General features: G+C 63.2%; 13 protein-coding genes. 2 read left to right on the top strand and 11 right to left on the bottom strand.

Annotation, left to right across the window (positions count from 1 at the left end; all coding sequences use genetic code 11):
• Window positions 1-81 precede the first annotated feature (81 nt).
• The gene (locus tag AB6N07_RS22950; protein WP_370675359.1) at window positions 82-2,250 is read right to left on the bottom strand and encodes a malate synthase G; all 2,169 of its coding nucleotides are present in this window, start codon (window positions 2,248-2,250) and stop codon (window positions 82-84) included.
• A 215-nt stretch (window positions 2,251-2,465) separates the two neighbouring features.
• Between AB6N07_RS22950 and AB6N07_RS22945 the strand changes: the two genes are divergently transcribed.
• Window positions 2,466-4,100, top strand: a complete 1,635-nt coding sequence (locus tag AB6N07_RS22945; RefSeq protein WP_370675358.1) for a diguanylate cyclase — start codon at window positions 2,466-2,468, stop codon at window positions 4,098-4,100.
• Between the two features lie 4 nt (window positions 4,101-4,104).
• Here AB6N07_RS22945 and xseA read toward each other — a convergent pair whose 3' ends face one another.
• The 6 genes from xseA to AB6N07_RS22915 all read right to left on the bottom strand — a co-directional run bounded on the left by xseA (window position 4,105) and on the right by AB6N07_RS22915 (window position 9,152).
• Window positions 4,105-5,538: an exodeoxyribonuclease VII large subunit gene (xseA, locus tag AB6N07_RS22940; RefSeq protein WP_370675357.1), complete on the bottom strand. Its 1,434-nt coding sequence runs from the start codon at window positions 5,536-5,538 to the stop codon at window positions 4,105-4,107.
• A gap of 111 nt (window positions 5,539-5,649) precedes the next feature.
• Window positions 5,650-7,038: a glutamate--cysteine ligase gene (locus AB6N07_RS22935; RefSeq protein WP_370675356.1), complete on the bottom strand. Its 1,389-nt coding sequence runs from the start codon at window positions 7,036-7,038 to the stop codon at window positions 5,650-5,652.
• 124 nt (window positions 7,039-7,162) lie between these two features.
• The gene (locus AB6N07_RS22930) at window positions 7,163-7,906 is read right to left on the bottom strand and encodes a 16S rRNA (uracil(1498)-N(3))-methyltransferase (protein ID WP_370675355.1); all 744 of its coding nucleotides are present in this window, start codon (window positions 7,904-7,906) and stop codon (window positions 7,163-7,165) included.
• A gap of 165 nt (window positions 7,907-8,071) precedes the next feature.
• Window positions 8,072-8,308: a glutathione S-transferase gene (locus tag AB6N07_RS22925; protein ID WP_370675354.1), complete on the bottom strand. Its 237-nt coding sequence runs from the start codon at window positions 8,306-8,308 to the stop codon at window positions 8,072-8,074.
• A complete protein-coding gene (locus tag AB6N07_RS22920) occupies window positions 8,305-8,643 on the bottom strand; it encodes a DUF1127 domain-containing protein (protein ID WP_370675353.1) in 339 nt (112 codons plus the stop codon). Before AB6N07_RS22920 ends, AB6N07_RS22925 begins: the two co-directional genes overlap by 4 nt.
• 185 nt (window positions 8,644-8,828) lie before the next feature.
• Complete coding sequence (locus tag AB6N07_RS22915) at window positions 8,829-9,152, bottom strand: DUF1127 domain-containing protein (RefSeq protein WP_370675352.1); 324 nt, start codon at window positions 9,150-9,152, stop codon at window positions 8,829-8,831.
• A 272-nt stretch (window positions 9,153-9,424) separates the two neighbouring features.
• On the opposite strand from AB6N07_RS22915, the gene AB6N07_RS22910 reads away from it, so the two are divergent.
• Window positions 9,425-10,318: a LysR substrate-binding domain-containing protein gene (locus AB6N07_RS22910; RefSeq protein ID WP_370675351.1), complete on the top strand. Its 894-nt coding sequence runs from the start codon at window positions 9,425-9,427 to the stop codon at window positions 10,316-10,318.
• Between the two features lie 17 nt (window positions 10,319-10,335).
• Here the strand turns inward: AB6N07_RS22910 and AB6N07_RS22905 are convergent, their stop codons facing one another.
• Genes AB6N07_RS22905 through AB6N07_RS22890 form a run of 4 tightly spaced genes read right to left on the bottom strand, consistent with a single transcriptional unit; the run spans window position 10,336 to window position 13,815 of the window.
• A complete protein-coding gene (locus AB6N07_RS22905; protein ID WP_370675350.1) occupies window positions 10,336-10,950 on the bottom strand; it encodes a LysE family translocator in 615 nt (204 codons plus the stop codon).
• Complete coding sequence (locus AB6N07_RS22900; protein ID WP_370675349.1) at window positions 10,938-11,627, bottom strand: lactate utilization protein C; 690 nt, start codon at window positions 11,625-11,627, stop codon at window positions 10,938-10,940. The genes AB6N07_RS22905 and AB6N07_RS22900 overlap by 13 nt, the downstream gene beginning before the upstream one ends.
• Window positions 11,627-13,051, bottom strand: coding sequence for a LutB/LldF family L-lactate oxidation iron-sulfur protein (locus AB6N07_RS22895; protein ID WP_370675348.1), 1,425 nt, complete (start codon window positions 13,049-13,051; stop codon window positions 11,627-11,629). Before AB6N07_RS22895 ends, AB6N07_RS22900 begins: the two co-directional genes overlap by 1 nt.
• Window positions 13,048-13,815, bottom strand: coding sequence for a (Fe-S)-binding protein (locus AB6N07_RS22890; protein WP_370675347.1), 768 nt, complete (start codon window positions 13,813-13,815; stop codon window positions 13,048-13,050). Before AB6N07_RS22890 ends, AB6N07_RS22895 begins: the two co-directional genes overlap by 4 nt.
• Window positions 13,816-13,943 lie beyond the last annotated feature (128 nt).

The following is a 13,943-nucleotide window of genomic DNA, read 5'->3' as shown; positions in this document are numbered from 1 at the left end:
CCGGTGTCGGCGGCAAGGTCTTGTAGGAGACCAGAAAACCACCGACGCCTTATCCATAGATAGGTCTTGGCGCCGATCAATTCATCTCATGGCGATCTCGACCTTTCGCCTACGTCGGAATGCGGTGAGCACCGGTTCCGTGTAGCCATTCGGCTGGCGTTCGCCGGTCAGGATCAGCTCGACGGCCGCCTGAAAGGCCAGCGATCCTGCAAAGTCATTACCGATCGGCCGGTAGGCCGGGTCGCCCTCGTTCTGCCTGTCGACGAAGGCTGCCATTCGCTCAAGCGTTTCCATCACTTGTTCGCGACTGACCACGCCGTGCTTCAGCCAGTTGGCAATGTGCTGGCTGGAGATTCGAAGTGTCGCGCGGTCCTCCATCAGGCCAACGTCATGGATGTCGGGTACCTTGGAGCAGCCAACACCCTGATCGATCCAGCGGACCACATAACCGAGAAGTCCCTGCGCGTTGTTGTCGAGTTCCTCGGTGATTTCGGCGGCGTTCCAGGGGCGGTCCGGGGCGATCGGCAGCGTCAGCAGCGCATCGAGGGAAGCACGCTCGCGACTTGCAAGCTCTGCCTGCCTGGCAGCGACATCGACCTCGAGATAGTGGAGAGCATGCAGTGTCGCCGCGGTTGGCGATGGTACCCAAGCTGTTGAGGCGCCGGCGCGCGGATGGCCGATTTTCTCCGCGAGCATCGCGGCCATGCGGTCGGGAGCCGCCCACATGCCTTTGCCGATCTGGGCATGGCCGGAAAAGCCCAGGGCGAGGCCGGCGTCGACATTGCCCGCCTCGTAGGCCCCGATCCAGGCGGACGACTTCATGTCGCCCTTTCTCACCATGGGACCAGCCAGCATCGAGGTATGGATTTCGTCGCCGGTACGATCGAGAAAGCCGGTATTGATGAAAAACACGCGCGATTTCGCCGCGGCGATCGCCGCGCGAAGATTGACCGAGGTGCGCCGCTCCTCGTCCATGATCCCCATCTTGAGTGTGAGCGGCTCGAGGCCAAGGGCCGCCTCGACCGCGACGAACAGCCGATCGGCGAAGGCGACCTCCTCCGGGCCGTGCATCTTCGGCTTGACGATGTAGACGGCACCGGTGCGGCTATTGGCGTGGCGGCCGTTCGGGCCGACGTCGTGAAGGGCGATCGCGGAAGTGACCAGCGCATCGAGAAGGCATTCGGCCGTCTCGTTGCCATCGGCGTCGAGCACCGCGTCGGTCAACAGGAGCGAGCCGACGTTGCGCACCAGCATCAGGCTGAGGCCCTTGAGCGAGCCATCCGAGCCGTCGAGCCGGATGAAGTTACGGTCGGCCGCGAGATGTCGCGTCGTTGCAATGCCGCCCTTGTCGAAGCTGGCCGCTAGATCGCCACGCATCAGGCCGAGCCAGTTGCGATAGACGGCCACCTTGTCTTCGGCATCGACCGCCGCGACCGAATCCTCGCAGTCCATGATGGTGGTCAGCGCGCTTTCGACCAAGATGTCGGCGATGCCTGCGGGATCGCTCGCTCCGATAGGAAGTCCCCGGTCGACTTGGATGTCGATATGCAGGCCATTGCGCTTCAGGAGAAAGCCGGCTGGTTCTTCCAGATCGCCTCGATAGCCGACGAAAACCTCGGGATTGGCGAGTTCTTCCTCGTTGCCGTCGGCAAAGCGTACCTTGAGCTGGCGCGCGTCGATGAAATAGCCGACGACATCGGCATGACCACGCGAGGCAAGCGGAGCAACCCCGTCGAGTATCGTCTTGGCACGCGCCACCACCGTTTTCGCCCGTTCGGCATCGAATCCTCCCTTGGGCGGTGGTGTGCCAAGGGCATCGGTTCCATAGAAGGCATCATACAGACTGCCCCAGCGGGCATTGGCCGCGTTGAGGGCGTAACGGGCGTTCATCACCGGCACCACGAGCTGCGGTCCGGCGACCTCGGCGATCTCCGGGTCGACACCGGCCGTGTCGATGGCAAAGGAGGGCGGTTCGGCAACGATGTAGCCGATCTCGGTCAGGAAGGCCCGATAGGCGGCAGAGTCCACAGCGCCGGGGTTGGCGGTGTGCCAAGCATCGATTTGCCGCTGCAACGCGTCGCGTCGGTCGAGAAGGCGCTTATTCTCGGGGCCAAAGCGGCCGATGATGCCGGCAAGCGCGGCCCAGAAACGCTCCGGTTCCAGCCCGCTGCCGGGCAGCGCTTCCCGCTCGACGAAGTCCGCGAGTTCTGTGGCGACCTTGAGGCCATTCATCGTACGATAGGCGGTCATTTCAGCATCCTGGTTTCGTCGAATTTCGGGAAAAACCCGTACGGAGCAGCCTCAGAAAAGCTTTTGTGCCCGGCGCTGTCCAGTCCCGACGGCGCGCGGAGGTTCGTATTTTTTCGATAAGGCATGCATAAAGTCGAAACGAAATTGAAAGATCCCGCAGAATAACATCCGTAAATCGCCCTAACCGAACGATTTCCCCCGGAGCTCGACCCCTCGTGCAGCCAGCCGCCGCCATTCTGGCTTTTGTCGTGGTCGGGACGGTCTTGACCACTTGGCATACGCTGCGAGTCGGTAGCTTTCCCGGGCGCACTGACTATCTGATGCTGATGGCGTCGGGATGCTGGTGGGCGGTCAGTGCGTTTTTCGATGTCAGTGCCAGCGATCCAGCGGCGAAGATATTTTACTCTGAACTGGCTTGGTACGGCATCATTACGACACCGATCTCGTGGATGTTGTTCATGACCGCCTACATCCGCGGGTCCGACCTCCCCAACGCTTCGCTGCATACAGGCTTCGCCATTGCCGCTGGGTTGCTGGTGCTGGCGATCGCCATGACCAACGACCTGCATCACCTCATCTATGTCGCCGTCACGCCCGATCCGACGCCCGCCTATCCCCACCAATTGCTCTATCAGCACGGTCCGGTCTTCTTCGCGGCGATGATCGCCATCTACTTTTTCATGTCGCTGACGGCCATCCGCACGATCTGGGCGGCAATTCATGCCCCGCAAGTGCACCGCGCTCAATTCATCGGTCTTCTCGTATCCGCAATGGTGCCATGGGTGGCCAATGCCGCCTACAATCTTGCAGGAATTCGCATTCTCGGATTTGATCCGACGCCGCTCGCCTATGTTGTGGTGCCGATGATCTACGGCATTCTGGTCAGCCGGAACCAATTCTTGTCGCTTGCGCCGGTAGCTATCAGCGCGGTGGTCTCCGCTCATCCCGATGGTATTCTCGTCGTATCCGCGAATGGCCTGATCGCCGAGGCCAATGCTGCCATGCGGACGATTTTCGACGGGAAACAACTGGTCGGCAAGGCCTTTGCCGAGCTGGGCACCACGTTCGGACCCATTGATCGCTCAAGTCTGTTCGGTGGCGGCGAATTTGTGCGCCGCTGGCAACGGGGCGAGCGGACCTACGAGGTGCGAACCGTGGTCGTCGACGCGGTCCGTCATTCCCAAAGCGTCGCTTACGTGCTGCGCGATATCACCGATTATCTGCGGGCTCAGGAGAGCCTGCATGTGTCGACTCGGCTGATGGAGGAGCGTCTCGAAGCCAACCTGCGTCTGCAGGAGCAACTTCACGAAATGGCGCACCGCGACAGTCTGACCGGCCTCAACAACCGGCGCATCCTCGAGAACATTTCTGACCGGCTGATCGATACCGCCGACGCTGTCGGACGGTCTCTGGTGGCTGTTTCCCTCGACCTTGATCACTTTAAACGGCTCAACGACACCTATGGTCATAAGGCCGGCGATGACGCCCTGGTGGCGATCGCGGGTGTCCTCAGCCGTTCGCTTCGTCCCGGCGAAGTGGCCGTGCGCATGGGTGGCGAGGAGTTTCTGGTGTTGATGCCTCACGCCGATATCGAAGAGGCTCGCGCCCGTGCCGAGGCTTGGCGGGCGGTTATCCGTGCCCAACCGGTGGTGACCAGCCAGGGGCCGGCCGAAATCACCTTTTCGGCGGGCATCTCGGCCTATCCGGATACCGCTGCGTCCTTTGAGCAGATGTTGCAACAGGCCGATAAGGCCGTCTATGCCGCCAAGCGCGCAGGACGCAACCGAGTTGTCGTCGCCCGCCCGCCGGGCGAATTGACTGATGGGCGGATACGCTCAGTCTTGTCTTGATCGGTCAGAAGAGATTGCCCTGATCGGCTGGGCCGGATTTCGTTTTCGGGCGGCGCGGCGTCGGCTTTGCGTCAGATGCGAGATGTGGTTCCTCGCCGACCCGGCCGTGGACCCGACCGTCGGAGAATTCAATCTCGATCGCCGCGCCTGCTGCGAGTCCGCCAGCGCGGAACACCGGCTTTCCCTCTTCGTCGCGTACCAGCGCATAGCCACGCCTCAGCGTCGCCATGTGGTTGACCGCGTCGAACACCGAATTCACCTGGTCGAGGCGTGCCCGCCGTCGAGCGATCAGTTCGGAGACCGCGCGGCCGCTACGCGCCGACAGTCCCGACAACCGCTCGGCCAGTTGTGCCTGGGTCCGGAGAAGGCTCGCCGGCGTGAGGCGGGCGGTGACACGCTCGAATTGCCGGGCGTGCAGCGTTGTGTTGGCAAGCAACGCCTTTGGCAGGGCATTGGCTACGGCGTCGAAGCGTTGGCGCGGCAGCGCCAGGATGTCGGAAGCGCGCGGCAGAGCACGCGCGGCCGACACAAGCCGCGTTCGCCGAAGATCGATCGCCCGAAGGCTGGCGCCGGTAAGCCGACGGCCGAGATCGTCGACGCGATCCATCAGCTCACGCCGTACCGGCACCACCATTTCGGCGGCCCCGGTCGGCGTCGGCGCGCGAACGTCGGCTGCGAGGTCGATCAGCGTCCAGTCGGTTTCATGGCCGACGGCGGAGACCAGCGGGATGTCGCTCGCCGCGGCGGCGCGTACCACAACCTCGTCATTGAAGCCCCACAGGTCTTCGAGACTGCCACCGCCGCGCGCCACGATGATGACATCCGGCCGCGGAATGGCGCCGCCCTCTGGCAATGCATTGAAGCCGGCAATACCGGCCGCCACCTCGGGGCCGCAGTTATCACCTTGCACCTTCACTGGCCAGATCAACACGTGCACCGGGAAGCGATCGGCAAGGCGATGCAGAATGTCTCGGATGACGGCACCGGTCGGCGAGGTAACGACGCCGACCACGCGCGGCAAATAGGGAAGAAGCTGCTTGCGCCCGGCATCGAACAGCCCCTCGGCGCCCAGCTTGCGTTTGCGCTCCTCAAGCAGCGCCATCAGCGCACCGGCACCGGCCGGTTCCAGCGCGTCGATGACGATCTGATATTTGGAGGAGTTTGGATAGGTGGTGAGCCGGCCAGTAGCAATCACCTCCATGCCTTCCTCAGGCTTGAAGCGCAATTTGCCCATCACGCCGCGCCAGACCACGGCCTCGATGCGAGCACCCTCGTCCTTCAAGGCAAAATAGGCATGTCCCGAGGAGTGTGGCCCCCGATAGCCGGAAATTTCACCGCGCACACGCACGAAGCCGAACTGATCCTCGACGCTGCGCTTGAGAGCGAAGGAAATCTCGGAAACCGTAAATTCGGCAGCGTTGGTAGGGGTCTCGGTCACCGATCATCGTCCGGCAAAATTGAGGCGAGCCGCGCGGCGACTCGGAAAACGTCGAGCGATCATGGCGACCGGAGGCGGGGGCGTCAAACGCCGGCCGCCGCCGGACATTGCTCAGAGGCAGCCGAGGTCGCCCATCGGCTGCATGTCGAGCGCGCAGAAGATGCCATCGAGGTTATTGCCGAATTTCTCCAGCAGCACCTCGGCCTCAGTCTTGCCTCGGTCGAGAATGATGTCGAGCGGCCGGAGATATTGTGTCTCGTCCTGACCGCAGCGGTTGATCTGGGCACGCCGCGTAAGACCCGCCCGCGATAGCGCCACCACCTCGCGACCGATATCGCGCACCGTCCGCCCGCCGATCTTCGCATTGAGCGCCAGCGTGGGTACGTCGTCACGCAAGCGCTGCCGCTCCTCGGTACTCCAGCCCTTGATGAGGTCCCAGGCAGCGTTGAGCGCGGCCTGGTCATAAAGCAGACCGACCCAGAAGGCCGGCAGCGCCAGGATGTGATCGGTAGAGCCGGAGTCGGCACCGCGCATTTCGAGATAGCGCTTGAGTCGCACCTCGGGGAACAAGGTGCCGAGGTGATTGTCCCAGTCGCCAATGGTTGGCTCGACACCGGGTAACCGGTTGCGGAAGGCGCCGGCCATGAACTGTCGGAAGGTGACCTCGGTGGCGCGATGATAGGTGTCGCCGCGCTTGACGAAATACATGGGTACATCAAGTGCCCACTCGACATAGCTCTCGAAGCCGAAGTTCTCCTCGAACACGAAGGGAACCATGCCCGCCCGTGCGTTGTCAGTGTCGCGCCAGATCTCGGAGCGTTCCGACAGGCGGCCGGTGGCCTTGCCGTCGAGATAGGGCGAGTTGGCAAACAGAGCCGTGGCGATCGGCTGCAGCGCAATCGACACCTGCATCTTGCGGCGCATGTCGGCTTCGGAGGAAAAGTCGAGGTTCACCTGCACGGTGGCGGTGCGGAACATCATGTCGAGGCCGCGCGTGCCGACGGTTGGCATGTAGTCGGCCATGATGGCGTAGCGCGATTTCGGCATCACCGGCGTTTCGGGCAGCGTCCACACCGGGCTGGCGCCCAGGGCAAGGAAGCCGATCCTGAGTGGCGTCGCGATCTCCAGCACCTGCATCATGTGCGCCTGCAATTCGGTTGCCGTCTGATGCAGGTTGACGAGAGGCGCGCCGCTCAGCTCGAACTGGCCACCCGGCTCGAGACTGATCGCTCCGCCGTGAGTCGGGTCAAGCAGGCCGATCGGCCGTCCCTGATCGGCGATTGGCTCCCAGCCGAGCAGCCCTTCCATGCCCTCAAGCAGCTGGCGGATGCCGCCGGGACCCTCGTAAGGCACAGGGGTATGGTTGAATTTGCGGAAGCCGACCTTCTCGTGCTCGGTACCGATCCGCCACCGCTCCCTGGGCTTGCAGCCTCCCGCTATCCGCTCGACGAGGTCGGCCACGGAAGTGATAGGGGTGGTATCGGACGTGTCGCGCGCCATGAAAAGGCTCCCTCGAATTGGGCCGCAACCTAGCTGCCCGGCAGGGTTTGTTCAATTGTCACCAGAGCGGTCGGAGAGAAACGTTTTGCTCCTTGCACCGGTCTGATGATGTCAGGAGACGGACCTACCAGTCGCCGAGTGTCGCCTGGATGACGGCAAGCGCGGCCACCGCCGCCGTATCGGCCCGGAGAATGCGGGGGCCGAGAGGAATTGCCGTGACGAAGGGCAGGGCTCGCAGGCTACGCCGCTCGTCTTCCGAAAAGCCACCCTCCGGGCCAATCAGCACGGCGATCGGGCCTCCGGGAAGTGCGGATAGGGTCGCAAGTGGGTTGGTTGTTTCCTCGCCCTCATCGCAGAAGATCAGGTGGCGAAGGGGCTCGTCGCGCCCGAAGCGCTCCAGCGTCCGGTCGAGCTTCTCTTCGTCCTCGACGGCGGGCACGTGAAGCACGCCACACTGTTCGGCGGCTTCGACCACATTGGCTCGCATCCGCTCGATGTTCACCCGGCTCGCCTGGGTGTGCTGCGTGAGCACCGGGCGCATTCGGCCGACACCCATCTCCACCGCCTTTTGGACCATGTAATCGAGCCGTGCGTGCTTCAGTGGCGCGAACAGATACAGAAGATCGGGTGCGGGCGGCTGTGGGCGGCTCAGTTTGAGATCGAAGAGCCCGGCCGATTTCCGGCCGGCAAGTCCAAGCTGACCCCGCCATTCGCCATTTTGGCCGTCGAACACCAATACGTCGTCGCCTTCTCTGAGGCGCAGCACGTTGAGAAGGTAATTGCTTTGATCGCGATCGAACGATACCGGGGCGCCGTCGAGCGGCGTCGCGACGAAGACGCGCGGCGTGCGAAAATCGGAATGGGCCATGGACACGCCAATAGCACGCCCCAACGGGCCAAAAAAGAGGCGGCGCCTTGCGACGCCGCCAGGTGTTCCGGCAGGGGGCCGGGATGGTATGGGTCCGGAAGGGAGGCGGGTCCGGACCCTGCAACGGACGCGTCGGGGTGGCGGTGCGTCCTTGCGAAGTGAAGATCAGGCCGCTTCGAATTCCTTCTGCCGCTTGTTGAGAGGCATGGAATAACGCACCACCGGTGGCGGCTGAATGGCCGTCTCGAAGGTCAGCATCGCCGCGAGGAAGGTGTCACGCGCCTGCCGGTCAGCAAAGCCGACCACCTTGCCCTTGTAATAGGTGAGGGCGTCGGGGCTGACGGGGCGGCGTGTCAGGGGGCAAAGATCGTTGACGCAGTCTTCCAGTCTGGGTGCGATCATTCTTCCCTCCCCCTGACCAAGGGCGTGAAATCCACGCTCTCCGCGCGACGCACGACAACTCTGTTCATCGTCACCGAATTGCCGTGAGCTACGGCGGCGAGCCTGAGCGACGGGTCGGCATAGAGCGGGCCATCGAGAGCCTCGCGTACGTCGAATCGGCTGAGGCCAATGTCGGCCAGCTCATGATCGGTGAAATCGCAGAGTTGTTTGGCCATCCAGCGATTGACCATAATCTTCGCGACGAACCCCGTGCGCTCGATAGCGGCGCGCACCAGCGAGGTGAACGTCGAAACGAAAGCGACGGCGTAGGTGGTGGACGCGAGGGTCGTGGTCATGATCGGCTCCATCAAGGGGCGTGGATGGTTTGGCGCATTGCGCGTTGGGTCAGGGGTTGAGGTTTAGGGTGAGGCGGCAACGGGGCTTCACCTGGAAGCCCCGTTGAGGTTTCGTTTACTATTTCATAAGCCCGGAGAATGTTTCCGGATCGACCTATGTGGGTCTCTTATGAAACACGTAGGTGTTAGTCACGAAGCGCAGCGGCGACTTCAATAGCCTGCTGACGCTCGGCACGGCGGGCCTCGGCACGACGGGCAGCCAGTGTGTAGCTCGGCTTGCGATCGATCGCCACGAGCAGCGCGCCTTCCACATCGGCGTGAGAAATGCCCATGTCCTTCAGCGCGCGCGCATCGAACTCAAGCAGCTGCATGGTTTGCCGGCGGTCAATTTCCGCGGCAATCAGCGCGCCGAGACGATTGAACAGGGCACCTACAAGGCGCTTCGCCTCGTGAACGGGGCGAAGGGAGGAGACGCGGCGCGAGGACGCATGATCAAGGATCAGGGTCATTCTCTTAGCTCCTGCGAACTTGAACCACCCAGTGGGCAGAACATGGCAGCATTGCGTACCTGAGGTGGGGATTCTGCTGCGGTGTTTCGATAGTGGATTTATCTCATGGGCCCATCAATCAGTCCAACGCATGTTTTTGATGCTTTCCATGACGGAACTTGATATCAACATCATGACCTCATGAGATCACGCAGTGCGATGGGACACCACCCGAAAACCGGCGAGGATCCATAAAAGTCCTACCGACGGACCATTCATCAGGATTGTTGAAGATGAACGTTCTCGACCTTGATCAACTCCGCACTTTCGTCGCCATTGCCGAGGTGGGCTCGTTCACCGCCGCCGCCGATGTCGTTCACAAGACGCAGTCGGCCGTCTCTATGCAGATGCGTCGGCTTGAGGACCGAGTCGGCAAGCCGATCTTTGCGCGCGATGGCCGCCAGAGCCGGCTCACCGAGGATGGTCGGCGTCTTCTTGAATATGCGCGCCGTCTCATCCGTCTCAATGACGAGACGCTGGCCGCTTTCGAGGATCCTGGCCTGACGGGCTCGGTTCGTCTCGGTATTCCCGACGATTACGCCGATCGGTTGTTGCCGCCGGTGCTGGCCGGCTTCTCACGCATCAATCCGCTGATCGAGATCACTGTCGAATGCCAGCGCTCGGTCACGGTGTCCGACATGATCCGTGATGGCCGGCTCGACCTTGGCATCATCAACCACGGCTATCATGGCTCGCTGCGCGGCGATGTGATCCGGCGCGAACCGCTCTTCTGGGTCGGTTCGCGCGACCACAGCGTCCATGAACTCGATCCTGTGCCGCTGGCTCTTGGTCCGGACGATTGCTGCTGGCGTGCCAATGTCGTGCGCGCACTCGATCGCGAGGGGCGCCGCTTCCGCGTCGCTTACATTTCCAGCGCGGCTCTGGCGCTATCGGGCGCTGTGCTGGCCGGCCTTGCGGTGTCGGTCCTGCCGGAAAGCGCGCTCAAGGCCAATATGCGCATTCTCGGCCTGCGCGAGGGCTTCCCGGAGCTTGAGCCGGCCGAGATCGGTCTGCTGCGCGCCGATCATGCCAAAAGCCCGATCCACGACGCGCTGGCCAAGCATATCGTTACTTCGCTCGGCAATCTCGGCGCCGGCGAGCAGGCGATGAGTCTCGCGGCGGAGTGATTGAGAAAGGTGGGGCGTTACCGCGCGACCACCGCCGCCGCTGCGCCGGCCATCATGGCGCTGGCGGTGCGGTTGAGGCGCTGCATGGCCTTGGGGCTGCGAAAGAATTCGCGGGCCCCGGCCGCCGCCGCTGCGTAGACCACGCCGACAGCGCTGAGCGTGACTATCGAGACGCAGATCAGCTCGAAATAGCCGGTCAGCGTAATTGTCTCGATGGGCATCAGCGATGGCAGCAGCGCCATGTAGAAGACGATGGTCTTCGGATTTCCAAGCGTCAGCGTGAAGCCACCCAGCACCGTCCGCCAAGGGCTCTCTGAGCGCACCCTGGCTGCCACTTCGGCCGGGTCGGGGTGTGACGTCCAGAGCTTATAGGCCAGATAGAGAAGGTATGCCGCGCCGACGTAGTGGATCAGCAGGAAAGCGAGGTGGAATTCCTGCGCCAGCGAGGCGAGGCCGAAGATGGCCAGTGTCAGGTAGAACAGATCGCCGAAGACGATGCCGGCGATGAAGATCATGCCGGCTCGGAACCCGCCGCCGAGCGCACGCGCCACGACGGCTGTCATGCCCGGGCCGGGGGAGGCCGCGGCGACGGCGAGGGCGCAGGTGTAGAAGACGAGCGTCAGGACCGGCATTGGGATGGCTCCACCATCAGGATGTGTAGGCTGCGCGGACCGTGGGCGCCCAGCAGCAGCGTTTCTTCGATATCGGCCGATCGCGAAGGGCCGGTGATGAGGTTGACCGTGCGGGGCATTACCCCAGCGCCGAAGCGTCGACGGAGATCGGCTAACACCGTCTCATAGTCGCCGGCCACCGTCGAGGCGTCGACCACCACGATGTGGTGGTCGGGCAGGAAATTGAGTGTCGTCGGGTTGTCGGCGCCGGAGGTCAACACCACCGTGCCAGTTTCGGCAACGCCAGCGTCGGCGTGGCTGAGGCCGACGAGATCCTGCCCGGCGCTCGGACCGGTCGTCACCGAGAGTTGCGCTTCACGCCCCCATGGCACGTTGGCAAGACGCGGGTCGTCGCCATGCCGGATCGCCTGCGGCAGGTTACGGGCCCGCAGATAGTCGGCGACAGCGCTGGGAATATCGTCGCGACTGTCGAGGCGAACGACGGTCGCGAACACTTCGCCAGCCTTGCGGACGAACAACGCAAGCCTTTCGGCATCCGGCAACTGCCCACGCGCCGGTATGACATTCACGGGCGTTTCGGCCAGGCGGTGGCGCACGGTGGCCAGGCGTGTGGCGTCGGTACCTGACGCGCCGAGCGATCGGCGGATGCGTCCGAGGATGGCGTCGCGGCTCGACATTATTTCCTCCCTCGTTTGGCCCACTCGGTGCGGAACGTGCCGCCTTCCGGTGCCGGCAGATCGCGCCAGCGCGTCCAGCCGCCGGCCAGCGGCACCTGGCTGAGCGCCCCCTTCTTGCCGGCAAAACGTGCAAAGCCCCAGGCGGCAAACCGCGTTACCATGCCATAGAGGCGCGGCCGCGTGGCGAGGAAGCGCCAGGCGGCAAGGCCGTAACGCGCCTTTTTCGGTGTCAGGTGCCGTTCGAATTCCTTCTCTCGCCAGTGTCGCAGCATTTTGGGCAGGGGAATGCGCATAGGGCAGACGCTTTCGCAACGGCCACATAGCGTCGAGGCATTGGCGAGGTGAGCCGACTTTTCAAGCCCGTGAAGCGACGGCGTCAGCACCGAACCCATCGGCCCGGGATAAACCGAACCGTAGGCATGACCGCCGATCGAGCGATAGACCGGACAGTGGTTGATGCAGGCGCCGCAGCGGATACAGCGCAGCATGTCCTCGAACTCAGTGCCAAGCATGGCCGAACGACCATTGTCGAGCAGCACCACATGGAAGGCCTCGGGACCATCGGGATCGCCGGCCCGGCGGGGACCGGTGGAGAACGTTGTGTAGACGCTCATCTCCTGCCCGGTGGCCGAGCGAGCCAACAAGCGCATGATGGTGGCGACGTCTTCGAGCGTCGGCACCACCTTCTCGATGGACGCGAGCACGATGTGCGTCTTGGGCAGGATCTGGGTGAGGTCGCCATTGCCTTCATTGGTGACGATCACCGTCGACCCTGTTTCGGCGATCAGGAAGTTGGCACCGGTGATGCCGACGTCCGCCGCCAGGAAGCGCTCGCGCAGCACGCCACGCGCCTCGGAGAGCAGCGAGGTTGGCTCGTCGAGGTTGCGCCTGGGGTCGAGGTTGGTGTGCACGCGCCTGAAGTCGGCTGCCACCTGCTCCTTGTTGACGTGCACGGCCGGGGCAATGATGTGGCTCGGCGTCTCGGCCCGAAGCTGGATGATGTATTCGCCGAGATCGGTCTCCACCGGCGTAATGCCGTTGGCTTCGAGGAAGGCATTGAGGCCGACCTCTTCGGTGATCATCGATTTGCCCTTGGTCACCTGACGGGCGCCCGCCGCCTGGCAGATGTCGAGGACGATGCGACTGGCCTCGGCGGCGTCGGCCGCCCAGTGAACGAAGCCTCCTGCCTCCAACACCTTCTTTTCGAAGGCCTCGAGGTAAAGGTCGAGATGCTTCAGTGTGTGGGCCTTGATGTCGCGCCCAGCGTCACGCAGCGCTTCGAATTCCGGCAGCGCGTCGATGGCCCGGCGTCGGCCACTAACCAGCGTCTCCTCGATATGGGCAATGGCCTTGAGGAGCGGCGGATTTGCGAGCGCCGCATGGGCGTTCTTCGGAAAAGACACCGAGGAGAGGCCACCGCTCATTTTCTCGTCTCTCCTATGGCCGGCCCGGAAGCCATGCCGGCGAGTACTTCGGCGATATGACGAACTTCAACCCGCGAGCCCTCGCGTTTCAGCTTGCCTGCGATATTGAGCAGGCAGCCGAGATCACCCGATAGCAGCACGTCGGCGCCGGTCGCTCGGATGTCGGCGGCCTTGCGATCGACAATAGCATTGGAAATCTCGTCGTACTTGACGCAGAAGGTGCCGCCGAAGCCGCAACAGGCCTCCGGATCGCGCATCTCCCTGACGGCCAGGCCCTCGACGGCTGACAGCAGCTGACGCGGCTGCGCCTTGATGCCGAGTTCCCGGAGACCGGAACACGAGTCATGGTAAGTCGCTGTCCCTTCCCAGTTGATCGGCAGAGGCGCAACGCCGAGCACATCGACCAGGAAGGACGTGAGTTCGTGGGTTTTGGCGGCAAGCCTCTCGGCGCGGAGCCGCCAGTCTGGCTCCCCGGAGAAAAGGTCCGGATAGTGCATTTTGATCATGCCGGTGCAGGAACCCGAGGGGACCACCACATGGTCGAAGGTCTCGAAGAGGGCGATCACCTGCTCGGCCAGTGCTCGCGCGCCGGCGCGGTCGCCGGAATTATAGGCGGGCTGACCGCAACAGGTCTGTGCTGCCGGCACGGACACCTCGCAGCCGGCATCTTCGAGGAGTTTGACGGCCGAAAAGCCGACCGTCGGGCGGAAGAAGTCGACGAGGCAGGTCACGAAGAGTCCGATCCGCGGTTTCGGCGTCGTCATGATGTTCCCGTTCCATTTATTTCGCGGCAAAGGTGATACGCGCAACGATCGATCTTCGCAATTGGCGAACAGCCATGGCGTCCTGTCTTCCCATGGCTCGGCGGAGAAATCTCCACCGACTTTCAAAA

Source organism: Pleomorphomonas sp. PLEO, assembly GCF_041320595.1.
In the GTDB taxonomy this organism is placed as follows: domain Bacteria; phylum Pseudomonadota; class Alphaproteobacteria; order Rhizobiales; family Pleomorphomonadaceae; genus Pleomorphomonas.
This window is presented reverse-complemented; position numbering and strand designations above follow the sequence as displayed.